A 20,721-nucleotide genomic window follows, 5' to 3' on the forward strand; every position below is an offset into this window, starting at 1 on the left:
ACGGGAGGACCGACGAAATGCGTTTGTCTGAGATCAGGTACCGGGCGTCCGAACGCCGCGGCTTTACCCTCATCGAGTTGCTGGTCGTCATCGCGATCATCGCGCTGCTGATCAGCATCCTCCTCCCGTCGCTGGGCGAGGCCCGCAAGACGGCCCGGCTGGCGACCGACCTGGGCAACGTGAAGCAGTTCGGCTTCGCGAACGGCACCTACTCGGCCGACTACCAGGATCGCATCTTCGCGTTCACCTGGAACACCCAGGAGGACGCGGACAAGGAGGCGCAGGATCGCACCGGCAGCTATTCCGTCGGCAACCCGACGGCCGGCGGCGCCGCCCAGGCGACCGACATCATCCGCTTCCGCGGCGATCGCCGGGACATCGAGCAGCCGAGCAACTGGATTCCGCACGTCCTCTACACCCACCTCGTCATCAACGACTACCTCGCGCAGAAGCTGCCCGAGAAGATGGTGGTGTCCCCGGCCGATCGCAAGCGGCTGAACTGGCAGGAAGATCCGCGGAACTTGTTCGATACGACGTACTGGACCATCACGGGCCAGCCCCCGGTGCCGCCGGATTCGAACAAGCGCTGGCCGTACAGCTCGAGCTACCAGGTCGTGCCGGCCTCCTACGACGGCGCCGTGCGGCCGCAGGATCGCGTCGCCCAGGGCGGGACGCACCGCACCTATTCGACCGGTGGCGGCAAGCTCGGCGGGCTGCGGATCAGCAACGTTGCCGCCCCCTCGCAGAAGGTGTTCATGCACGACTCGGTGGATCGCTACAGCCGCGACGAGTTGTACTACGCCTTCCCCGACGCCCGGGCCGTCGTGCTGATGTTCGACTACTCGGCCGGTCAGCGGCTCACGGCGGATTCCAACAAGGGCTGGGACCCCCGGGATCCGGACTCTTCCGACCCGACCACGGCGACGTACAGCCCCGACCGCTGGGAGCCGCAGTCCCGCAGCGGCGAGACGTTCGAGGGCTACTACCGCTGGACCCGCGGCGGCCTGCTGGGCATCGATTTCGGCGGCACCGAGATCGACACCGGCCAGCCGAAGGAGCCGCCTCCCGGTGGCTAATGCCGCGACACTGAACGCCTGAGCGCGCGACCCGGCCTACGCCGGGTCGTTTTTGTTGGTGGCGCGCTATCGTCCGCCGTGGCGGGGCATGCGCCCCGCGCATCGGCTCGCGGACGGCGAAGGGAGCGATCGCATGAAGGTGCTCATCGCGGACAAGTTCGAGGCCTCGGGCATCGAGGCGCTGCGGGCCGGAGGCCACGACGTCGTCTCGCAGCCCGACCTAGGCCCCGACACCCTGCCGGCGGCGCTCGCCGAGCACCGGCCCGACGTGCTCGTGGTCCGCTCGACCAAGGTGCCGGCGGCCGTCATTGAGGCCCAGGATTCGCTGAAGGGCATCATCCGGGCGGGGGCGGGCCACGACAACATCGATTCGGCCGCTGCCTCGGCCAGGGGTGTCGCGGTCTGCAATTGCCCGGGCATGAACGCGGTCGCCGTCGCCGAACTGGCGATGGGCCACCTGATCAACTGCGATCGCCGGCTGCCGGCCCAGGATGCCGAGCTTCGGCGGGGCCACTGGCACAAGAAGGAGTTCGCCAAGGCCCGCGGGCTGAAGGGCCGCACGCTCGGGCTGGTGGGCATGGGCGCCATCGGCCGGGAGGTCGCCGCCCGGGCCAACGCCTTCGGCATGGATGTCGTCGGCTGGTCGCGGAGCCTGACGCCCGAGTCGGCCTCGGCGCTGGGCATCCGCTGCGGCGGCTCGTCCCGCGACGAGCTCGCCGCCATGCTCGGCGAGTGCGACGCGGTGAGCCTGCACGTCGCCGCGACGCCCGAGACCAAGGGCATGTGCGACGCGGGCTTCTTTGCCGCCATGAAGGACGGCGCCTACTTCGTCAACACCGCCCGGGGCACGCTGGTGGACGAGGCCGCGCTCGTCGACGCCATCGAGGGCAAGGGCCTGCGGGTCGCCACCGACGTCTACCAGAACCAGCCGGCGACGCCCGACGAGGCGTTCGAGACGCCAATGGCCCGCGCGGCGACGGCGAGCCTGTCGCACCACTGCGGCGCCTCGACCGACCAGGCCCAGCAGGCCGTCGCCGACGAGACGGTGCGGATCATCGAGGCGTTCGCCGCGAGTGGCGTCTTCGAGAACGTGGTGAACGAGCTGCAGCCGGCGTGACCGCCCGCGATCCGGCGGCGAGCAATTCCTAGGAGGTCCCGCGATGACGGCAACCCAGACCGCGACGCAGACGCGCAGCACGTTCAACTTCTCCGCCGGCCCGGCCGTCATGCCCGAGGACGTCATCCGCCGCGTGCAGCAGGACATCTGGGACATCGACGGCACGGGCATCGGCATCATGGAGCACAGCCACCGCGGCCCGGTGGTCGACGGCGTATGGCAGCGGGCCGAGGCGGCCTGCCGCTCGCTCGCGGGCATCCCCGACGACTACGCCGTGCTGTTCGTGCAGGGCGGCGCCTCGATGCAGTTCGCGATGTCGGCGGCCAACTACCTGCCCGGGGGCGGCACGGCCGACTACATCAACACCGGCTCGTGGTCCAAGAAGGCGATCAAGGAGGCCACGCTCTACGGCGGCGTGCATGTCGCGGGGTCGAGCGAGGCCTCCAACTTCGACCACATCCCGTCGCAGCTCGAGCACTCCGCCGATCCGGCCTACGTCCACTTTACCTCCAACAACACGATCTTCGGCACCGAGTTCGCGGGCGAGCCCACCTGCCCGGACGGCTCGTTCCTGATCTGCGACGCCTCGAGCGACATCTTCAGCCGCCCGATCGACGTCCGCAGGTACGGGCTTATCTACGCCGGCGCGCAGAAGAATCTCGGACCGTCGGGCGTGGTGCTGCTGATCGCGCGGAGGGACGTGGCCGAGCGATCGGTGCGCGAGCTGCCGACGATGCTCCAGTACAAGACGTTTCTGGAGAATGACAGCCGGTACAACACGCCGCCGGTCTTCGGCGTGTACGTGATGGGGCTGGTCTTCGAGTGGATCCTGGAGCAGGGCGGGCTGGCGGCGATGGCCGAGCGCAACGCCGCCAAGGCGAAGCTGATCTACGACGTGCTCGACGCCGGCTTCTACAAGCCGCACGCCAAGACCGACAGCCGATCGCGGATGAACGTGACATTCAACTGCCCGAGCGACGAGCTCAACAAGACCTTCCTCTCCGAGGCCGGCGAGCGAGGCTTCGACGGCCTCAAGGGCCACCGGTCGGTCGGCGGCATCCGAGCGAGCATCTACAACGCCTTCCCGCACGCGGGCTGCGAGGCGCTGGCCGAGTTCATGAAGGGCTTCGCGCAGCGGTACGGCTGAGCCGCCCGAGCGCCGCCGCCTCGACCTCGTCGACCGAGATCGTGCGCATCATCGCGGCGTTCGCGGGATCCTTGTGCGCGGCTGTGTGCCCGGGCGTCGCGTGCTGCAGCACGTCCGCCTCGCGGCCGTAGGGCCCGACCAAGTGCGTCAGCGTCGGGCCGAAGAGCGCGACGAGCGGACGATCGAAGCCGACGGCCATGTGCAACGCCGCCGAGTCGTTGGCGATCACCAGGTCGCCGCGCGCCACCACCGCCATGAGCCGGCCGATGGTGGTGCCACCTACCAGATCGAGCACGCGTCGCTCCCGCCGGGCGAGTGCGAGCAGCGCCGGGCATTGCTCGCCCTCGTCCACGCCGCCGACGACCGCGATCGTCGCGTCGGTCCGCCGCATGAGCCGCTCGGCGAGGTCGGCGAAGCGGTCCTGCGGCCACCGCTTGGCCATCCAGCGAGCCGTCGGCGCCAGCACGACGAGCGGCCCCACGCCGGCGAGCGTCCGCTCGGCCCACGCCGCATCGCTCTCGGCGAGGTGCAGCCGCATGTCTGGATCCGCGGATGCGTCGTGCGCCCCCGCTGCTTCCGCGAGAGCCATCATGCGGTCGACGGTGTGGGCGTCCGCCGGCACGTCGACACGCTCGGTGTAGCAGCGGGCGGCTCCCTCGCGGGCGGCGGCGTCGCCGACGCGACGCGGGGCACCGGTGGCCCACGTGATCAGCCCGCTGCGGAGCAGGCCCTGGCAATCCAGCACGAGGTCGTAGCGGCGGCGGCGGAGCCCCAGCGCCCAGCGCGCCGCGGCGGCCATGCGATCGGGACGGCCTATCGGCGACAGCCGCCGCCGCGGGAACGGGACGGCTTCCGTCAGTGCGGGGTGGGCGGCGATCGCCTGGGCAAAGCCGTCCTGCACCAGCCAGTCGATCCGGGCGTCGGGCCAGCGGCGGCGGAGGGCCGCGAGGACGGGCACCGTGCGGCACACGTCGCCCAGGGCGCTCGGCCGGACGAGCAGGATCCGCTCGGGATCTGTGGGCTCGGCTGCCATCGGCCAGTGTATCGGCGGACGTGCGGCTCTACGCTCGGGGCATGACACGCCTCGTCGCCATCGCCGTGCTGATCACCGTGGTGCTCGCGCCCCGGGCGTTGGGCCAGGCCGAGGCCGACGCGCCCCGGCCGCTGGCGGGCGTCATCGCCCATGGGGAGGGGGAGGTCGACGCCGCCGACGCGGCACGCATCCGCCGGGCATTCGGCGGGCTGGACGCCTTCGAGTCCCTGGACGACGCGGCGAGCATCGCGGCGCTGGCGCGCGCGATGCTGGCGGTCGCCGGCACGCCCGGGGCCTCCATGGCATTGCTGGAGGCGGGCCCCGATGCCCTCGTCGTGGCGGCCAGGATGCCGGGGTCGGTGGTGCTCAGCGCCAGCGGCCGCGTGCAGGTGTGGGGCATCCGCGGAGATACGTACGTCGTGTACGACCGCGCGACCAGTGCCGGCCCGCCCGCGGACGCGATCGCGGCGCTGGCCGACGCCTTCGACGCGCACCGCGAGGCCGACGCACCCACCGGCGTGGAACTCATGCTCGACCTCGAGAACCTCCGCCGGGCGTGGCCCGATGCGTTCGGCCCGGGGACGGCCCGCAGCGTGCTCCGCGCGACGGGGCTGGCCAACGCCCGCAAGATCCATCTCACGCTGCCCGACGATGGCGCCGTGCGACTGGCGTATTCGAGCCGCGCCGAGCCGGCCGATCGCGTCGCGGTGGTCGAGGGTCCCGCGGGCCTGGGCGAGGCCGACGGCTTCGGCTTTGGGTCGAACTGGCCGCGCATCGCCAACGCGGTGCTGGCGCTCTACGCCGCCGCGCTGCCGGCCGAGAGCCGGGGTGCCGCGGGCCAGCGGATCCGGTCCTGGATGGAGGCCAACGGCGGGCGGCTGCGGGCCATCCTCGGCGCGGCCGACGCGGGCGGCGCCTGGAGCCTTAAGGCCGGGCGGCCCGCGCTCGCGGTGCCCGTGCGCGATGCCGTCGGCGAGGCGCGGCTCCGCGAGGTCGCCGGCCCGCTCTTCCCCGCGCTGGGCATGGCCGAAATCGAGAACGGCGGCTCGATGCCGTTGCCCGCGCACTTCGCCGCCGCGCTCGGCGGCTCGACGCTCACCGCGACGATCGAGACGCGGGAGGGCGGCCTGTTCTACGTGCTGGCGATCGAATAGGACGCGGGGCCCGGGCTACACGGCCATGACGCGGAGGACCTCGTCGATGGTCGTCGAGCCGTCGCGGGCCTTGGCGAAGCCGTCCTCGGCCATGCGGTGCAGCTGGCCATCCTCGCGGGCGTGCACCGCGATCTCGCCGGCGCTGCGGCCGTGCATGATGTCGTCCCGCAGCCGGTCGCTGGAAGTCATCAACTCGTAGATGCCCACGCGGCCTCGGTAGCCCGTCTGGCGGCAGTCCCGGCAGCCCTCGCCCCGCGTCAGTTCGCCCTCCGGGCCGAGCTCGAAGCCCGGTGGCAGGTCGGCGGGGTCGGGCCGATAGGTGGCGCCGCAGTTGCCGCACACCCGCCGCACCAGCCGCTGCGCGAGGATGCCCTCCACGCTGCTCGAGACCAGGAAGGGCTCGACGCCCATGTCCAGCAGACGCGTGATAGCGCCGGGCGAGTCGTTGGTGTGCAGCGTGCTGAACACCAGGTGGCCGGTAAGCGAGGCCTGGATGGCGGTCTCGGCGGTCTCCTTGTCGCGGATCTCGCCGATCATCACCACGTCGGGGTCGTGCCGCAGGATGGACCGCAGCCCGCTGGCGAAGGTCAGACCGACCTGGCCGTTGACCTGGATCTGGTTGACGCCGCCGACGTGGTACTCCACCGGATCCTCGACGGTGATGCACTTGATCTCTTCGCTGACGATCCGATTGAGCGAGGCGTACAGCGTCGTCGACTTGCCCGAGCCGGTCGGGCCGGTGACCAGCAGGATGCCGTGGGGCCGCTCGATCAGCCCGAACCAGCCCTGCTGCACCCACGCGGGCATGCCCAGGTCGGCCAGCTCCATGAGCACGGCGCTCTTGTTGAGGATGCGGAGGACCACGCCTTCGCCGAACAGCATCGGGATGACGCTGACGCGGAGGTCGAACTCCTGCATCACCAGCCCGCCGTTGGCCGTGGGCACCCGCTGCTTGAGCGTGATGCGGCCGTCCTGCGGTCGCCGCTTCTCGGCGATGTTCATGTTCGCCATGATCTTGAGGCGGCTGATGATGGCGCCGGCGTAGCGGTTGATGGTCTCGGGCACGTTGGCCCGCTGGAGCACGCCGTCGATGCGATACCGCACGATCAGGCGGTGCTCGTAGGGCTCGATGTGGACGTCGGTGGCCCGCTCGCGGATGGCCTCGAACAGCAGGTCGTTGACCAGCTTGATGACGCTGGCTTCCTGCGCCTGCTCGACGTCGTCGTCCTGGGTGGCGGGCTTGGCCTCCAGCTCGCCCTCGCCGGCGGTCAGCGCATCGAGCGTGTCCGATCCCACGCCGTAGTTGGCGCGGATGAAGCGCTGCAGGTCGTCCTCGCCGGCGAGCACCAGCTCGATGGCGCAGCCCGTCAGCATCCGCAGCTCGTCGAGCATGCTCAGCTCGAAGGGATCGCTGGTGGCAACGGTGAGCGTGCCATTCTCGTGGCGGATGGGCACGCACCGCTGCTTGTGCACGAGCTGGGCGGGCAGGGCCGAGAGCACCTTGGGCTCGACGATCACCGAGTCCAGGTCGACGACGTCGAGGTGGAACTGGTCGCCGATGGTCCGCAGCACCTGCTCGGACGAGACCACGCCGCGACGCACGAGCACCTGGTCGAGCCGCTCGCCGCTGGAGCGCTGCTCGGCCAGGGCCTCGTCGAGTTCCTCGCGGGAGATGATGCCGCGATCGAGAAGGACGGTGCCGATCCCCATGCCGCGAAAGCATACCGCGCCGCGGCCGCGATGGAACGGCAAACTGCGGCCGGTACACGCCCGTGACGCGGGGTTATGGGCGGCTGGAGAGGGCGACTAGCCGCGGGGCGGCGTGATCGCGTGCTCGCCCCAGACCGCCACGGCGTACGGCCTGACCTCGGCGATCATGAAGCCGCCGGCGACGGCGGGATCCGCGTTGCTGAGGGCCCGGGCCTCCTCGGCCGTGCGGGCCCGGTAGATCACCAGGCCCATGGGCTCGGCGTCCATCGTGCGGCCGGCGAGGATGACGGTGCCTTCGTCCCGCAGGCGTACGAGCCGCTGGTAGTGCTCCCCCACGGCCCGGATGGCCTCGGGACTCGGCTCGTCGGCCAGCACGGCCTCGGTCGCGGTCAGCACCACGAGCCACTCCCTCATCGGCGGATGGGAGTCATCCGCTTGTTGGCCGGGCGAAGGGGCATGCTGAGCGAGTCCCAGCACGCTGGCGAGCGATGCGACCAGAACGACGACGACGGCGAGGGACGGCAGCGAGGGGTGCATCGGGGACCTCCGGGGGCGTGGCGGCGAGTTTTGGATCCGATCGCCGCAAAAGGGCTTGACTGGGGGACAACAATATGTGACTATATGGTCACAAATCAACCCCGCCTGTCGATGAGCGGGCTTGCACCACGAGCAGAAAGGTCCCTCCCATGTCCGACGCCGCCGCCACGCAGCTCTCGCCACTCCTCCGCACGGGGCTGGATGCCCTGGCGTTCTCCCGCCGGCTGATGGACGGCCTAGTGCAGGCCACCCCCGGGGAGGAGTTCTTCCTGCCGGCCTGCGAGGGCACCAACCACGCCGGCTGGGTTGCGGGGCACATCGCCAACACCGATGCGGGGCTGATGCAGGCCGTCGGTGGCCCCAAGTCGATGCTCAACCCCAGGTGGAACGAGCTGTTCGGCGACGGCTCGACGTGCACGGCCGGCCCATCGGCCTACCCGTCGCGCGACGAGATCATCGACACGCTGGCGCGCACGCGCGCGGCGTTGCGGGACTGGCTCAGCGGGCTCAGCGAGGCCGAGTTGCTCGAGCCGATCGAGGGCGACCTCGGCCGGTTTGCGAACTCCCGGGCGATGCTCATGAGCTCGATCGCCTTCCACGAGGGCTTCCACAGCGGACAGGCCAGCGTGGCGCGCCGCGCCAACGGCCTGCCGTCGCTGTTCTGAACGGGCTCAGCGAAGATCGGGAGGCTGCGCATGGAGGCCACTTCCGATGGCGAGCTCGATGCGGTCTGGCGGGCGCTGGCCGACCCGACGCGTCGCTCGATCCTGGACCTGCTCCGCGGGGGCGGCCGGGCGACGACGGGGGAGTTGGTCGAGGCGTTCCCGGGCCTGTCGCGGTTCGCGGTGATGAAGCACCTGGGGGTGCTTGAGGACGCGGGGCTGGTGGTGTCCAGGAAGGACGGCCGGCGCAAGTGGAACCAGCTCAACGCCGTGCCGCTGCGTCGCGTGTACGAGCGTTGGGTCAGCAAGTACGAGGACCGCTGGGCGGGATCGCTCGTGGGCCTCAAGCGGCTCGTCGAGAGCCGGGGAGATGCAGCCATGCCGGTCGCCGAGATTGCCATCAGTGCGCGGATCATCCAGACCGAGATCGAGATCGACGCGCCCGCCGAGCGGGTGTTCGATGCCTACTTCGCCGACGCGCACAACTGGTTCTACGAGAGCGAGGAGAGCAGGCGGCACACCAAGACGATCTTCGAGCGGGAGCTGGGCGGGCGGTTCTACCTAGAGACCGTCCGCGACGACGGCCAGGTGGATCGCAACCTCATGGGCATCGTGACGCTGATCCGGCCCAACCGCAAGATCCGCCTGCGGGGAGACTGCACCATTCCCAGCGCCTTCGTGGCCAACATGACCATCGCCTTCGAGGAGCGGGATGGGCGGACGGTGGTCTCGGTCGAGCACCGCATGGCCGGCGAGTTCGACGAGGACCTGCCCGCGGGCTTCGAGGAGGGTTGGCAGGACGGGCTGCAGAAGCTCAAGGCGCTGGTGGAGTCGCGGAACTAGCGCAGGCGGACCGTGTACTCGGCGGGTGCGAGCGGGGCGGCGGCGTCCACCTGCAGCGGCTGGACGAAGCCGCCGTCGCCCTCGAATCGCAGGGCGGAGACCGGCCGCACACGCCCCTGCCCGTCGATCGTGAGCGCCCGCACGCGATCCCAGGAGATGAGCACGGGCGGGACGCGGCCGCCATCCCACGCCGGGCCCTTGGATAGCCCCACCCGCCAGCCCTCGGGCGACACGTCCGCCGCGGTGATGTTGTTCGCTGCAAAGCGATTCTTGGCGAAGAGGTCACTCCGGCCATAGGCGTGGCGGACCACGGCCGTCGCCATGTGGTCCATCTGCCATGCGCTCCAGAAGCGCATGTCGTAGCGGCGCAGGCCCGTGTCGGCCTGCCGCCAGGCCTGCCGCGCGATGAGGATGACCGCGCCCCCGGGCGGGCCGGGGTGGGCCGCGACGATGGCCGCGGCGTCCTCCATGTCCATCTGGGCGCGGACGCGCAGCGTGGTCTGGATCCCGACGAGGCTGATGGCCATCGCGAGCGCCGCCGCTGCCACAAGCAGGCGTCCACCGATGGCGACGAGCGCGGGAGCCGGAATACGCGCGGCGCTGATCGATGCGGCCAGCAGTACGCCGAGGAGCGGCAGGTAGAGGTGGCGGGCCTCGATCGGGCCCGTGCGGACGACGATGAATGGGGTGAGTCCGAGCGCCGCCCAGGCGATGCCCGCGGCGGCCACGGGCCAGTGCCCGCGCTCGCCATCGGCATCCGGGCGGCGGGCAAGCGACCACCACACCCCGGCAAGAACGGCGGCCGCGACGAGCGCCACGCCCCACGCGCCGAGGGCGGGCCAGGCCGTTTCGAGGCCGCCCAGCAGGAGGTGGCGGCCCCGCTCGCCCATGAGTTGGTCGGCCGAGCTCGCAAGGGCCGAGATGGCGCGTGGCCCCCAGTCGGAGGGGTCTACTAGTGTGCCGACGCCGCCCCGGTGGTTGGGCGGGGCCGTCATCATCGTCAGCGTGACGTACGCCACGCAGGGAAGCCCGATCGCGAGCGCCACGCCGATCGCTGATCGACGCCGCTGCAGCAATGGGACAACGACGACCGCGGCGAGACAGGCCGCCGCCTGTTCGTTCAGGCAGCAGCAGAGGAACGCCAGCGCCGCGATCCCCGCGAGGCGCCTAGCCGCTCGCTCTTCGCCTGTCGAGCCGAGCGCGAGTCGGGCCGCGACGATCGCGACGATCGCGGAGAGCGCGGTGGGCATCGCGGCGGGCCAGTGCATGACGTCGTAGGCGATCGGCAGGGCCACGAAGAGCATGGCCGATGCGTCCGCCGCCGCGCCGCAGCCCAGCTTGCGCAGCCACCGCCAGAAGACGAGCACCAGCGAGAGGTGCGCCAGGGCGGTCAGCAGATTCGCAATCCAGGGCGCATCCCAGGTGAGGCTCACGAGGTGCCGGACCAGCACGAGCGACGCGGGCCTCCAGAACAGCGGGAGCCGCCAGAGGTCGACCGCGTCGGCGGCGCCGGTCGCGGGGTCGTTGACCGCCCAGGTGTAGTCGTCGCGGGTCTTGCCGAGGTCTCCGCCGTAGAACGCGCCGGCGAGCAGCCACAGCAATAGGAGCAGCACGAGGAACGGCAGGACGCGTCTCACGCGGGCGCATCCGAGTGTGCATGCGCCGGCGCGCGGCGCTGGGTGCGTCGCCGCTGCTTGTGGATGAGCCGGAGGTTGCGGGCGTAGATCACCACGCCGGTGGACTGGCCCAGCACGCCGACTGGGTCCTGCCGCCAGACAAAGTAGGCGAACAAGCCAACGCCGCCGAGGAGGCTGAGCCACCAGAAGGCTTCGGGCACGACGCTGTCGCGCTTCTTCTCGCTGACAACCCATTGGATGAGCATGCGGCCGAAGAAGGCCAGCTGCGCGCCGAGCCCGACGGCCACCCACACGAGGCTGCCCCAGTGCGTGATGTTGAGCAGGCGGAAGATCCAGTTGTCGCGGTTGGCCAGGACGCTGGCGTGCATGGACTCACCGAAGCGCTCCGCGAACGCGCGGTCGCCCATCGGGCCGAGGGTCTCGCCGTTGCGATAGAGCACGCGGAAGCGGTGGCCGCCGCCGGACTGGGGCAACACTTCGACCTTGCCCCGCTCGGTGCCGATGCGGAAGGGCACGCCGATGGCGCCGTCCTGCACGTCGACGCTGGTGGGCCCGGTGACGAGGTACAGCCCGAGCAATAGCAGGAGCACCATCGCGAGGATGGGCTCCCACTTCACCCGGCGGCCAGTGAGCCGCTCGAGCAGGCGATCAACGGCCCGCACCGGTGAGTTCCTGGGCGGCGGCCTCGGGCGTTGCGGAGCGTTCGATGCGCTCGGCGGCGATCGGCCGGCGGCGGTTGCCCATCCAGCGGATGGCGAAGCAGTCGATGAGCCCCGGAATCGCCCGCTTGCCCACGCCCATGCCGTACTTGGTCTCGCCGCTGTGGCGGTGTCGGTGGTTGACGGGCAGCTCCACGACTCGATAGCCCATCTGCCGAGCCGTAACGGGGATGAAGCGGTGGGCGCCCTTGAACTCCAGGGGCAGCCGCAGCGCGATCTCGCGGTGCATGACGCGGAGCGAGCAGCCGGTATCGCGGATGGTGTCGCCCAGCAGCATGCGGCGGAACGCCCGGCCAACGAGCGAGGTGTACCTGCGGTGCCAGGCGTCGCCCTGGCTGCGGGCGGCCGAGCGATCGCCCTGGACCATCTGGGCGTCGGTGCGGTCCATCTCCTCGAGCAGGCGTGGCAGGTCGGCGGGATCGTTCTGGAGGTCGGCGTCGAGGGTGGCGATCAGTTCGCCGTATGCCGCCCGGAAGCCCACGTAGAACGCCGCCGATTGGCCGTTGCCGAGGCCTGGGGGCGTGCCGGCCGTCGCGATGCACCGCAGCTCGGGCGCGACGGCCATGGCGTCGACGATGCGCTGGCGGGTGGCGTCGGTGGAGCCGTCGTCGACGAGCACGATCTCGAAGTGGATGCCGAGCGGCCGGAGTGCGCTGCAGATCTCCTCGACGAGCGCGCGGACGTTGCCCTCCTCGTTGTGGGCGGGCGCGACCACCGAGAGCCGCAGCGGGGACGCTTCGTCGGACACCGGCAAGGGTAGGGGCGGCCGCCGTGGCATGGCACGCAGGGCGCGAGGTTGCCTAGCCTGATTCCATGCACCTGCGGCACAGCGATCACGACCACGGCCCGAAGGAGGTGCCGGTGACGTTCGTCCTCGAGGACCCCCAGGGCCTGACCGACACCGATCAGGCCGAGTGGGAGGTGCTCGCGGCCAAGGGCGAGCACCTGCTGGAGGTCGCCGTCGAGAACGGCATCAACATCGAGCACGCCTGCGGCGGGGTGTGCGCGTGCTCGACGTGCCACGTGTACGTCGAGAAGGGCCTGGACCAGGTGACCGAGGCCACCGAGGCCGAAGAGGATCGCGTCGAAGAGGCACCGGGGCTGCAGATCAACAGCCGGCTGAGCTGCCAGTGCGAGATCGAGGGCGACGGCCCGATCACGGTGCGGGTGCCCGCGTGGAACCGCAACGCCGTCAAGGAAGTGCCGCACTAGGACCGAGGCGGGATGGCCCGCGGGGCCGCTCGCCCGCAACCGGCCGCGGGTGGTCGCGGTATCGTTGTTACAACAATGGTGTGTACCTGATGGCGCGAAGCCTGCGCGAACAAATCGGCAAGAAGCAGCCCTTCGAACAGGCCGAGGAAGAGGCCTACCTGAACATCGTGCGGACGGCCGCGGCGCTGCAGTGCGAGTTCCAGCGGCTGTTCAAGCAGCACGGCCTGGGCGAGAGCGGCTACAACGTGCTGCGCATCCTGCACGCCGCGGGCCGCGACGGCCGAACGTGGAGCGAGATCCGCGGCGAGATGGTCGTGCCCGCGCCCGACGCCACGCGGGTGATCGCCCGGCTCGAGCGAGACGAGCTGGTCACGCGGGAGCCCGACGCCGCCGACGGCCGGGTCATCCGCGTGCGGATCACGCGGCGTGGATCGGGGCTGATCCGCCGGCTGCAGGGGCCGGTGCGGGCGCTGCACGACGAGTTGCTGGGGCACGTGCCCGACGGCGAGCTGCGCCGCCTGAGCCGGTTGCTCGAGCGTACCCGCGACGGCTAGGGACCTCCCGAACACTCGCCCAGCAAGGACGGCATCGAGGGGGCTTGATTCCCATCGATGGGGGCATAAAGTTGTTTAGACAAGTGCTTGCCCGGTCACGCGGACCATCGCACCGTAGCACGAGATGTTCCGACGCAGCGGCGCACCGCCGGAAGAGCCGCGTCGCAGGAACGCCGCGAAGGGAGCAGTACGATGATCGAGATCCGATCGGCCGCGGGACGGGGCACGACCAACCTGGGCTGGCTGGACAGCCGGCACACCTTCGCCTTTGGCCGGGGCTTTCCGGCGGACGGCGAGCCCCACGCCATGGGCTTCCGCGGGCTGCGGGTGATCAACGACGACCGCATCGCCGCGGGCGCGGGCTTCCAGACCCACCCGCACGACAACATGGAGATCCTCTCCTACGTCCTGGAGGGCGGACTCGAGCACAAGGACTCGATGGGCACGGTGCAGACCATCCGCCCCGGAGACTTCCAGCTGACCAGCGCGGGCACGGGCATCACGCACAGCGAGTACAACCCCAGCGATGAGGAGCCCGGCCGCTTCATCCAGATCTGGATCAAGCCCAGCGAACGGGACATCGAGCCGAGCTACGCGGTGCTCACGCACGACGCGGAGGCGGCCCGCAATGCGCTGCGGCCGGTGGCCAGCCCGGATGGCGCCGCCGGCAGCATGCGGATGCACGCCGACGCGCGGGTGTACGTCTCGGAGCTGGACGCGGGCGAGCGGGTGTCGCTCGGGCTCGGGGCCGACCGGCACGCCTGGGTGCAGGTGGCGCGGGGCACGGTCCGCGTCGGCGAGCACTCGCTCGTCGAGGGCGACGGCGCGGCCATCAGCGACGAATCGGAGGTCACCATCGACGCCACGAGCGGCGCCGAGGTGCTGGTGTTCGACCTGCCGTAGTGGGTCGAACGAGATCACGAACCGCTCACCACGAGGAGCAACGCCATGAGCGACCTGAGCAGCAAGGTGCACGACCTGATCGACAAGATGAAGAACGGCCAGATCCTGGAGGCCTTCGACCAGTACTACGCCGACGGCGTGGTGATGCAGGAGAACGCCGAGACGCCCACGGAGGGCAAGGCCGCCAACCGCGAGCGGGAGCAGCAGTTCCTGGCGAGCATCGGCGAATGGAAGAGCCTGTGGATCGACAACGTCGCGATCGATGAGCAGGCCGGCGTCGCCTTCATCGAGTACGGCTTCAACTTCGTGAACACCGACGGCCAGGACATCACCTACCAGCAGGCGACGCGGCAGACCTGGAAGGACGGCCAGATTACTAGCGAGCGGTTCTACCACGGCTGAGCCGGGCCCCACCGCCGGCCTCGCGGGCCTGCCTACCGCACCCGGGCGATCACCTTGAGTTCCACGGCGATGGGCGCGTCCCCTCCCTGCGGCAGCCGGCTGACCTCGATGGTCGTGCGGCAGGGATTGGGCTTGCCCTCACCCGCGAAGGCCTGCTTCCAGAGTTCGTTGAAGGTCGCGAAGTCCCGCGGCAGGTCGGTCAGGTAGGCCTGCACGTCGACGATGTCCTCGAAGCGTGCGCCCGCGGCTTCCACGACGGCGCGGACGTTGTCGAAGCACGAGCGGCACTGCGCAGCGAAGTCATAGTCGATGAGCGCGCCCGAGGCGTCGAGCGTCACGCCCGGCACCGTGTTGGCCCCCGGCGACCGCGGACCGACGCCCGAGCAGAAGAGCAGGTCGCCCACCCGGCGGGCGTGCGGGTAGGCTCCGACGGGTCGGGGCGCGTCATCGGTTCGGATCGCGTCGCTCATGCCGATGCTCCGCTCGTGTCGATCGTGACGGCCTTGGGCTCGGTGAAGAAGCGCATGGCCTCCCAGCCGCCCTCGCGGCCGACGCCGGAGTGGCCCATGCCGCCGAAGGGCGTCCGCAGGTCGCGGAGCATCCAGCAATTGAGCCAGATGATGCCGCAGTCGACGGCCTCGGCCATGCGGTGTCCGCGGGCGAGATCCCGCGTCCAGATGCTCGCGGCGAGCCCGTAGTCGGACGCGTTGGCGAGCGCGACGGCGTCGGCCTCGGTCTCGAAGCGCTGCACGGTGCACACCGGGCCGAAGACCTCCTCGGACAGGATTGCGCAGCCCGCGGTCGCGTTCGCGATCACCGTGGGCGAGTAGTACGCACCGCTTGCGACGCGCGGCGGAAGGGCGTCGGGCGGGGCGCCGCCGGCCAGCACCTCGGCGCCATCGGCCCGCGCAGCGTCGACGTAGGCGGCGACCTTGTCTCGGTGGTCGTGCGACACGAGCGCCCCGAACCGCGTGGCGTCGTCCAGCGGATCGCCCGGCCGCAGCGATCGTGCACCCTCCACCAGCGCGGCGAGCACGCGGTCGTACGCGCCCGACTGTACCAGCACGCGGGAGCCGCAGAGGCAGATCTGGCCCTGGTTGCTGAACGCCGCGCGCACGGCGGTTTCGGCGGCGCGATCGATGTCCGCGTCGTCGAAGATCACCAGCGGGTTCTTGCCGCCCAGCTCGAGCGAGCACCGCTTGAGCAGATCGCCGCAGGTGGAGCCGATCCAGCGGCCGACCTTCGTCGAGCCGGTGAAGGTGACGCTCGGCACACCGGGATGGCGGACGATCGCGGCGCCCGTGGGCTCACCCGCCCCGTGCACGACGTTGAGCACGCCCGGCGGCAGGATCGAGGCGGCGCGCTTGGCGAGCATGGCGGCCGTCGTGGGCGTCAGCTCGCTGGGCTTGGCGACGGCGGTGCAGCCCGACGCCAGCGCGGGCGCGAGCTTCCAGGTGAGCAGGTACAGCGGCAGGTTCCACGGCGAGATGCACCCGGCGACGCCCCGGGGACGGCGGAGCGTGTAGCTCAGCATCGCGCCGGGGGCGTCGTGGCTCTCGCTGGCGGCCTGCACCGCCGCGGTGGCGAAGAAGCGCAGGTTGCGGACCGCCCGCGGGATGTCGACCGACCGGGCGACCGCGATCGGCTTGCCGCTATCGATCGACTCGGCCCGCGCGAAGGCCTCGAGGTCGGCCTCAACGGCGTCGGCGAGCGCGAGCAGCAGGCGGCAACGCTCCTCGCCCGGCGTGCGGGCCCAGGCATCGAAGGCGGCATTGGCCGCATCGACCGCGGCGGCTACGTCGGCCTCGGTCGACGCGGGCACGGTGCCGATGCGCTCGCCCGTCGCGGGATCGATGTTGTCGAGCGTGCCCGCGGTTGCGTGCGGCTCGCCGGCGATCCAATTGGTGAGCGCTGCGGCCATGGGCGCAAGTCTAGATGGATGGCGTGCGGCCGCCGTCGACGGGCAGCACCGTGCCCGTGATGTAGCCGGCGGCGGGCGTGCAGAGGAACGCGATGGCGGCGGCGACCTCCCGGGCCTCGCCCAGCCGTCCCGCGGGGATGCCGGCGATGGCGTCGGCCTTGACGTCGGCGGCCGCCCGGCCCTCGCGCTGGCCCTTCGCGTCGAAGAGCGACGCCAGCCGCGCGGTATCGGTGAAGCCCGGCAGCACGCTGTTGACGGTGACGCCGTCGGCGGCGACCTCGCCCGCCAGCGTCTTGGCCCAGCCCGCGACGGCCGCCCGGATGGTGTTGCTGACCCCCAGCCCCGGGATCGGGCAGCGGACCGACGTGGAGATGATGTTGACGATGCGGCCGAAGCCCGCCGCACGCATGCCGGGCAGCACGAGCTGCGCGAGCCGGTGGTTGTTGACCAGGTGGGCCGTGAAGCCCTCGACGAAGGCGTCGGCCGACGCATCGACCATCGGCCCGCTGGGCGGCCCACCGGTGTTGTTGACCAGGATGTCGAAGCGGCCGCCGGCGCGATCGAGCGCCGCCGTCGCGGCATCGACCACGTCGTCGGGCCGCTGGAAGTCGGCCTCGGCGACGTCGTGCTGGACGCCATCGCCCGCCGGCAGCTCGGCCAGCGCCCCGCCCAGGCGCGAGGCGTTGCGTGCCAGCAGCGTGACGCGGGCGCCGAGTGCGGCCAGCTCGACGGCGGCGGCAAGCCCGATGCCCTGGCTGGAGCCGCACACGAGCGCAGTCCGTCCGGTGAGGTCGACGTTCATGCCGCGAGGCTAGCCCTACAGAGTGAGAATGGCCTTGCGCCAATCGAACCCATCAGGACGATGAGATTGGGATCGTTGCGGTGAGCGGCCGTCAGCAGGTAGATCCCAGCCGCGGCAAACCGCCGCGAATCGCGCGCACCCGAAGATGAGAAGGCGGGGAGACATGATCCGAGCAAGCAGCACCATCGCGTGCCTGTCCCTGGCCACCGGCGTGGCCGCGGGGCAGCTCATCGACCTCGACGCCTCCCCATCGACGATCGGCCCCGGCGAGTCGACCGTGATCACCATGTCGGCTGGCTTCGATTCGGCCGACTTTGCCATGGCCGGCATCGCGACGGAACTGGTCATCAACGCGGCCGAGGGCGAGTTCAGCGACCTGCGGCTCATCGCACCGATGGACGGACCCGGCACCAGCGAGGGCGTGCTCGCCGGCTCGGCGATCGAGGGCATCATCGCCGGCCAGCTCAACTTCCCGCCGGCGGGCATCTACGCCGATCCGACCAACCCGATCGCCTTCTGGCAGGTCACCTTCACCGCGTCCGTGCCCACCGGCGGGTTGATCCTCGACATCGAGACCCGGACGTCGCGCTTCGATGTCTACACGGCCATGGGTTCGGCCACCAGCGAGTCGCGGCTGGCCGACCTGAGCGAGGGCAGAGCCGTGATCTTCCCTTCTCCGGGGACGGCCGGGCTGCTGGGCGTTGGTGGCCTGCTGGCGTGCCGGCGGCGAAGATAGCGACGCCCCGACCTCCCGAACCCCTGACTACACGGATATGGGCTGATTCAGGTCGTATCCGATCGCCGGCGGGCATGGAACGAGCCTCGCCCGCCGCAGACGGCGCGACATTCCTCGCGCCGCGGCCACTTTGGGCTTGTCTCGGCTCGCCTTGTCTGTAGACTGTCGGAAGACAACGGGTGATCCCCAATTGTCCGGGGTGAATCCCGCGTCGGGGTGGAGTCACGAGGAGGCCGGGATGCAGCACGCCGCGACCGCGTTGACGATCGTCGGACTCGCCGCGAGCGTGGCGGCCGGGCAGTTCATTGGCGCCAGCGTCGCCAACCCGACGCTGAGCCCGGGGGAGACAACCACGCTCACGCTGACCGCGGGCTACGCGGACCCCGACTACGCGATCGCGGGCATCGCCACGAGCCTCGTGGTCGATCGCAGCGAGGTGGACTTGAGCGATCCCAGGCTGGTGGCGCCAATGGACGGCCCGGGCACGAGCGCGGGCGTCATCGTGGCCGACGGGATCGACGGCATCCTCGCCGGCCAGCTGAACTTCCCGACGGCGGGCATCTACGCCGACCCGACCAACCCCATCGCGTTCTGGCAGATCGACCTGACGCTGGTGGATACGCCGACGAGCCCCGTGTTCCTGTCCGCCACGACCGAGACGACCCGCTTCGACGTCTACATCGACATGGGCTCCGCCATGAGCGTGTCGCGGCTGGACGACCTGCAGGAGGCCGACATCCTCGTCGCGCTGCTGCCCTCGCCGGGGACGGCCGCGATGCTGGGCCTCGGCGGGCTGCTCGCCTGCCGGCGGCGACGCTAGCCGCACCAACGAACGAGAAGTGAGGGAGTGGCCCTCGGACGCCCACGTGCGCCCGAGGGCCCTTGTCGGATGCCGGCGGCTAGATCGATCCCTGTCGCTCCGTAGCGGCCTTCGGCCGCACACTCGCTCGCCGAACCCGCGCAGGAGTGAATCCTGCGGGGTTCGGACCGCTCGAACCGGTCCAGAGTTGCTACGAACTTGCTGAGTCTGCTCTAGCAGCCCGCATCGAAGAGGTTCTGGAACGCCAGGAAGTCGAACAGCGTGAGCGCGCCGTCGCCATCGACGTCGGCTCTCGGATCGCCCGCGTCGAAGAGGTTCTGGAAGGCGAGGAAGTCGAACAGCGTCAGCGCACCGTCGCCATCGATGTCGGCCGGGCAGTCCGCGGCTACGACCTCGCCAACGACGCGAACGACGCGGACGGGCTCGTCGGGGTCGTTCGACAGGATCCGCAGCTCGGCATCGAAGGGACCGAGGGCGGCCGAATCGATGGCGATGGCCTGCAGGTCGAGCGTGCCGCCGGCGGGATCGGCGAATTCGCCGGCGGGCGGTTGCAGCGGCGCGTCGGCCTGGAACGAGTAGACCAGGTCCTGGATGCCGGCGGCCGACCAGCGGGCGACGTCGCCCGCGTTGCCGACGGGCAGGTCGACCGAGGCGGCGGCGCCCCGCTCGATCTCGCCGGCGTCGAGGCTCGTGAGCGAGCCGATCTTCGCGGGCACCCGCAGATCGAGGAACACGGGAAGGTGCCCGAGCGAGCCACCCGGCGCCAGGAAGAGGGCGCGGGCGATGGTGCGGCCGACCATGGCGTTATCGCGGGCCATCGGCTCGTCGAGGGTCGTGCCGTCGTTACCCCAGGTGCGGAAGCTGTGGTCGGGGTCGGCGAACGTGGTCCGGCTGATGCGCTTTGTGGCGTCGCCCAGGTAGTCGAGTCCGTCGCCGTCGATGAGATCGTCGTTGACGAGGATCTGGTCGAAGCGGTCGTCCATCGCGTCGACGGGGTCCTGGGTGTGCAGGAAGCGGAACAGCGAGCTATCCCGCCAGGTGCCGGGGCTCACGATGGGATCGAACAGCCGCCCGTTGTTGCTCGCGCGCGACTCGACCAGTTCGCGGTAGGCGAACTCGTCCGAGCCCCGCATGTTGAGGTCCCCCGCGAGCAGGAAGTGCGTGCCGGCGGGCAGCCCGCGGGCGTCGGCGCGGAGGGCGAGCGCCTCGGCAAGCCTTCGGTCACGATCGGTGGACGACGTGCCCGCCTTCATGTGCGTGCCGTAGATCACCAGCCTGGGCTCGTCGTAGCCGAAGACGGCGAGGTCGTACCGCATCAGGTGCCGGGGGTGCGCCGGGGCCGCGCCGCCGGGCGAGACGACGCTCGTATCGCGGAGCGACGCACGGCTCGCGCGGTAGAAGAGCACGGTGTCGGTCGTCGGGCCGTCGATGTAGGGCGCCGCGACCCAATCGCCGCCCCCGCGGGCATCGCTGTTCAAGATGCCGAGAAACCGGTCTGCGGCCGAGGCCGAGCCCATCTCCTGCACGACGAGCACGTCGGGGCGGAACGATCGGCCCTCGAACTCGTCGAAGAGCGCGACGCGGAAGTGCTCGTCGCGGCCGGGCTCGCCGCGGTAGTCGGTCAGGTTCCAGGTGCCCACGCGGAGCTGGCCTATCGATGGTGCGGCCGCCGCCAGAACGATCGCCCCCGCCAGCCGTGCCGCGTGCCGCGCCGATGCCATGCCCCATCCTCCCCG

Annotated in this window: 22 protein-coding genes; 12 read left to right on the forward strand and 10 right to left on the reverse strand. The window is 70.9% G+C overall.

Features of this window, described 5'->3' with window-relative positions; all coding sequences use genetic code 11:
- Nucleotides 1-17: 17 nt before the first annotated feature.
- The 3 genes from AAFX79_07670 (at nucleotide 18) to serC (ending at nucleotide 3,340) form a co-directional block, all read left to right on the forward strand.
- On the forward strand, nucleotides 18-1,076 hold the full coding sequence (locus AAFX79_07670; GenBank protein ID MEO1008429.1) for a prepilin-type N-terminal cleavage/methylation domain-containing protein: 1,059 nt from the start codon (nucleotides 18-20) through the stop codon (nucleotides 1,074-1,076).
- 133 nt (nucleotides 1,077-1,209) lie between these two features.
- On the forward strand, nucleotides 1,210-2,193 hold the full coding sequence (locus tag AAFX79_07675; GenBank protein ID MEO1008430.1) for an NAD(P)-dependent oxidoreductase: 984 nt from the start codon (nucleotides 1,210-1,212) through the stop codon (nucleotides 2,191-2,193).
- 43 nt (nucleotides 2,194-2,236) lie between these two features.
- Nucleotides 2,237-3,340 (forward strand): 3-phosphoserine/phosphohydroxythreonine transaminase, encoded by a 1,104-nt coding sequence (gene serC / locus AAFX79_07680; protein MEO1008431.1) that lies wholly within the window; start codon nucleotides 2,237-2,239, stop codon nucleotides 3,338-3,340.
- On the opposite strand, the gene AAFX79_07685 is transcribed toward serC, so the two are convergent.
- Nucleotides 3,309-4,373 (reverse strand): glycosyltransferase family 9 protein, encoded by a 1,065-nt coding sequence (locus AAFX79_07685; GenBank protein MEO1008432.1) that lies wholly within the window; start codon nucleotides 4,371-4,373, stop codon nucleotides 3,309-3,311. The genes serC and AAFX79_07685 overlap by 32 nt on opposite strands.
- A gap of 41 nt (nucleotides 4,374-4,414) precedes the next feature.
- Here AAFX79_07685 and AAFX79_07690 point away from each other — a divergent pair, with 41 nt between their 5' ends.
- Nucleotides 4,415-5,527 (forward strand): hypothetical protein, encoded by a 1,113-nt coding sequence (locus AAFX79_07690; protein ID MEO1008433.1) that lies wholly within the window; start codon nucleotides 4,415-4,417, stop codon nucleotides 5,525-5,527.
- 15 nt (nucleotides 5,528-5,542) lie between these two features.
- On the opposite strand, the gene AAFX79_07695 is transcribed toward AAFX79_07690, so the two are convergent.
- Both AAFX79_07695 and AAFX79_07700 read right to left on the reverse strand, forming a co-directional pair.
- Entirely contained in the window at nucleotides 5,543-7,237 is a 1,695-nt protein-coding gene (locus tag AAFX79_07695; GenBank protein MEO1008434.1) for a GspE/PulE family protein, read from the reverse strand.
- 96 nt (nucleotides 7,238-7,333) lie between these two features.
- A complete protein-coding gene (locus tag AAFX79_07700; protein MEO1008435.1) occupies nucleotides 7,334-7,651 on the reverse strand; it encodes a YciI family protein in 318 nt (105 codons plus the stop codon).
- Nucleotides 7,652-7,923: 272 nt separating this feature from the next.
- On the opposite strand from AAFX79_07700, the gene AAFX79_07705 reads away from it, so the two are divergent.
- Both AAFX79_07705 and AAFX79_07710 read left to right on the forward strand, forming a co-directional pair.
- Entirely contained in the window at nucleotides 7,924-8,439 is a 516-nt protein-coding gene (locus AAFX79_07705; protein MEO1008436.1) for a DinB family protein, read from the forward strand.
- Nucleotides 8,440-8,469: 30 nt separating this feature from the next.
- Complete coding sequence (locus AAFX79_07710; GenBank protein ID MEO1008437.1) at nucleotides 8,470-9,279, forward strand: metalloregulator ArsR/SmtB family transcription factor; 810 nt, start codon at nucleotides 8,470-8,472, stop codon at nucleotides 9,277-9,279.
- On the opposite strand, the gene AAFX79_07715 is transcribed toward AAFX79_07710, so the two are convergent.
- The 3 genes from AAFX79_07715 to AAFX79_07725 are packed head-to-tail and all read right to left on the reverse strand — an operon-like array spanning nucleotide 9,276 to nucleotide 12,383.
- A complete protein-coding gene (locus tag AAFX79_07715; GenBank protein ID MEO1008438.1) occupies nucleotides 9,276-10,916 on the reverse strand; it encodes a hypothetical protein in 1,641 nt (546 codons plus the stop codon). The two genes, AAFX79_07710 and AAFX79_07715, sit on opposite strands and share 4 nt — an antisense overlap.
- On the reverse strand, nucleotides 10,913-11,578 hold the full coding sequence (locus tag AAFX79_07720; protein ID MEO1008439.1) for a lipid-A-disaccharide synthase N-terminal domain-containing protein: 666 nt from the start codon (nucleotides 11,576-11,578) through the stop codon (nucleotides 10,913-10,915). Before AAFX79_07720 ends, AAFX79_07715 begins: the two co-directional genes overlap by 4 nt.
- Nucleotides 11,565-12,383: a glycosyltransferase gene (locus tag AAFX79_07725; GenBank protein ID MEO1008440.1), complete on the reverse strand. Its 819-nt coding sequence runs from the start codon at nucleotides 12,381-12,383 to the stop codon at nucleotides 11,565-11,567. Before AAFX79_07725 ends, AAFX79_07720 begins: the two co-directional genes overlap by 14 nt.
- A gap of 65 nt (nucleotides 12,384-12,448) precedes the next feature.
- Between AAFX79_07725 and AAFX79_07730 the strand changes: the two genes are divergently transcribed.
- The 4 genes from AAFX79_07730 to AAFX79_07745 all read left to right on the forward strand — a co-directional run bounded on the left by AAFX79_07730 (nucleotide 12,449) and on the right by AAFX79_07745 (nucleotide 14,706).
- Complete coding sequence (locus tag AAFX79_07730; GenBank protein MEO1008441.1) at nucleotides 12,449-12,847, forward strand: 2Fe-2S iron-sulfur cluster-binding protein; 399 nt, start codon at nucleotides 12,449-12,451, stop codon at nucleotides 12,845-12,847.
- A gap of 89 nt (nucleotides 12,848-12,936) precedes the next feature.
- Nucleotides 12,937-13,401 (forward strand): MarR family transcriptional regulator, encoded by a 465-nt coding sequence (locus AAFX79_07735; protein ID MEO1008442.1) that lies wholly within the window; start codon nucleotides 12,937-12,939, stop codon nucleotides 13,399-13,401.
- Between the two features lie 192 nt (nucleotides 13,402-13,593).
- Nucleotides 13,594-14,304: a pirin family protein gene (locus tag AAFX79_07740; GenBank protein MEO1008443.1), complete on the forward strand. Its 711-nt coding sequence runs from the start codon at nucleotides 13,594-13,596 to the stop codon at nucleotides 14,302-14,304.
- A gap of 45 nt (nucleotides 14,305-14,349) precedes the next feature.
- Complete coding sequence (locus tag AAFX79_07745) at nucleotides 14,350-14,706, forward strand: nuclear transport factor 2 family protein (GenBank protein MEO1008444.1); 357 nt, start codon at nucleotides 14,350-14,352, stop codon at nucleotides 14,704-14,706.
- A gap of 32 nt (nucleotides 14,707-14,738) precedes the next feature.
- On the opposite strand, the gene AAFX79_07750 is transcribed toward AAFX79_07745, so the two are convergent.
- The 3 genes from AAFX79_07750 to AAFX79_07760 are packed head-to-tail and all read right to left on the reverse strand — an operon-like array spanning nucleotide 14,739 to nucleotide 17,429.
- Entirely contained in the window at nucleotides 14,739-15,176 is a 438-nt protein-coding gene (locus AAFX79_07750; protein MEO1008445.1) for a RidA family protein, read from the reverse strand.
- Nucleotides 15,173-16,627, reverse strand: a complete 1,455-nt coding sequence (locus AAFX79_07755) for an aldehyde dehydrogenase (GenBank protein MEO1008446.1) — start codon at nucleotides 16,625-16,627, stop codon at nucleotides 15,173-15,175. Before AAFX79_07755 ends, AAFX79_07750 begins: the two co-directional genes overlap by 4 nt.
- A 10-nt stretch (nucleotides 16,628-16,637) precedes the next feature.
- Entirely contained in the window at nucleotides 16,638-17,429 is a 792-nt protein-coding gene (locus AAFX79_07760; protein MEO1008447.1) for an SDR family oxidoreductase, read from the reverse strand.
- A gap of 163 nt (nucleotides 17,430-17,592) precedes the next feature.
- On the opposite strand from AAFX79_07760, the gene AAFX79_07765 reads away from it, so the two are divergent.
- On the forward strand, nucleotides 17,593-18,165 hold the full coding sequence (locus AAFX79_07765) for a hypothetical protein (protein ID MEO1008448.1): 573 nt from the start codon (nucleotides 17,593-17,595) through the stop codon (nucleotides 18,163-18,165).
- A gap of 238 nt (nucleotides 18,166-18,403) precedes the next feature.
- Nucleotides 18,404-18,985 (forward strand): hypothetical protein, encoded by a 582-nt coding sequence (locus tag AAFX79_07770; protein ID MEO1008449.1) that lies wholly within the window; start codon nucleotides 18,404-18,406, stop codon nucleotides 18,983-18,985.
- A gap of 212 nt (nucleotides 18,986-19,197) precedes the next feature.
- Here AAFX79_07770 and AAFX79_07775 read toward each other — a convergent pair whose 3' ends face one another.
- Nucleotides 19,198-20,706, reverse strand: a complete 1,509-nt coding sequence (locus AAFX79_07775; protein MEO1008450.1) for a GC-type dockerin domain-anchored protein — start codon at nucleotides 20,704-20,706, stop codon at nucleotides 19,198-19,200.
- Nucleotides 20,707-20,721 lie beyond the last annotated feature (15 nt).

Source organism: Planctomycetota bacterium (assembly GCA_039819165.1).
Lineage (GTDB): Bacteria > Planctomycetota > Phycisphaerae > Phycisphaerales > UBA1924 > JAHCJI01.

What these genes read in the sequence shown, in the direction of transcription:
- AAFX79_07670 (MEO1008429.1), top strand. Translation starts at nt 18, where the DNA reads ATGCGTTTGTCTGAGATCAGGTACCGGGCGTCCGAACGCCGCGGCTTT.
- AAFX79_07675 (MEO1008430.1), top strand. Translation starts at nt 1,210, where the DNA reads ATGAAGGTGCTCATCGCGGACAAGTTCGAGGCCTCGGGCATCGAGGCG.
- serC (MEO1008431.1), top strand. Translation starts at nt 2,237, where the DNA reads ATGACGGCAACCCAGACCGCGACGCAGACGCGCAGCACGTTCAACTTC.
- AAFX79_07685 (MEO1008432.1), bottom strand. Translation starts at nt 4,373, where the DNA reads ATGGCAGCCGAGCCCACAGATCCCGAGCGGATCCTGCTCGTCCGGCCG.
- AAFX79_07690 (MEO1008433.1), top strand. Translation starts at nt 4,415, where the DNA reads ATGACACGCCTCGTCGCCATCGCCGTGCTGATCACCGTGGTGCTCGCG.
- AAFX79_07695 (MEO1008434.1), bottom strand. Translation starts at nt 7,237, where the DNA reads ATGGGGATCGGCACCGTCCTTCTCGATCGCGGCATCATCTCCCGCGAG.
- AAFX79_07700 (MEO1008435.1), bottom strand. Translation starts at nt 7,651, where the DNA reads ATGAGGGAGTGGCTCGTGGTGCTGACCGCGACCGAGGCCGTGCTGGCC.
- AAFX79_07705 (MEO1008436.1), top strand. Translation starts at nt 7,924, where the DNA reads ATGTCCGACGCCGCCGCCACGCAGCTCTCGCCACTCCTCCGCACGGGG.
- AAFX79_07710 (MEO1008437.1), top strand. Translation starts at nt 8,470, where the DNA reads ATGGAGGCCACTTCCGATGGCGAGCTCGATGCGGTCTGGCGGGCGCTG.
- AAFX79_07730 (MEO1008441.1), top strand. Translation starts at nt 12,449, where the DNA reads ATGCACCTGCGGCACAGCGATCACGACCACGGCCCGAAGGAGGTGCCG.
- AAFX79_07735 (MEO1008442.1), top strand. Translation starts at nt 12,937, where the DNA reads ATGGCGCGAAGCCTGCGCGAACAAATCGGCAAGAAGCAGCCCTTCGAA.
- AAFX79_07740 (MEO1008443.1), top strand. Translation starts at nt 13,594, where the DNA reads ATGATCGAGATCCGATCGGCCGCGGGACGGGGCACGACCAACCTGGGC.
- AAFX79_07745 (MEO1008444.1), top strand. Translation starts at nt 14,350, where the DNA reads ATGAGCGACCTGAGCAGCAAGGTGCACGACCTGATCGACAAGATGAAG.
- AAFX79_07750 (MEO1008445.1), bottom strand. Translation starts at nt 15,176, where the DNA reads ATGAGCGACGCGATCCGAACCGATGACGCGCCCCGACCCGTCGGAGCC.
- AAFX79_07755 (MEO1008446.1), bottom strand. Translation starts at nt 16,627, where the DNA reads ATGGCCGCAGCGCTCACCAATTGGATCGCCGGCGAGCCGCACGCAACC.
- AAFX79_07760 (MEO1008447.1), bottom strand. Translation starts at nt 17,429, where the DNA reads ATGAACGTCGACCTCACCGGACGGACTGCGCTCGTGTGCGGCTCCAGC.
- AAFX79_07765 (MEO1008448.1), top strand. Translation starts at nt 17,593, where the DNA reads ATGATCCGAGCAAGCAGCACCATCGCGTGCCTGTCCCTGGCCACCGGC.
- AAFX79_07770 (MEO1008449.1), top strand. Translation starts at nt 18,404, where the DNA reads ATGCAGCACGCCGCGACCGCGTTGACGATCGTCGGACTCGCCGCGAGC.
- AAFX79_07775 (MEO1008450.1), bottom strand. Translation starts at nt 20,706, where the DNA reads ATGGCATCGGCGCGGCACGCGGCACGGCTGGCGGGGGCGATCGTTCTG.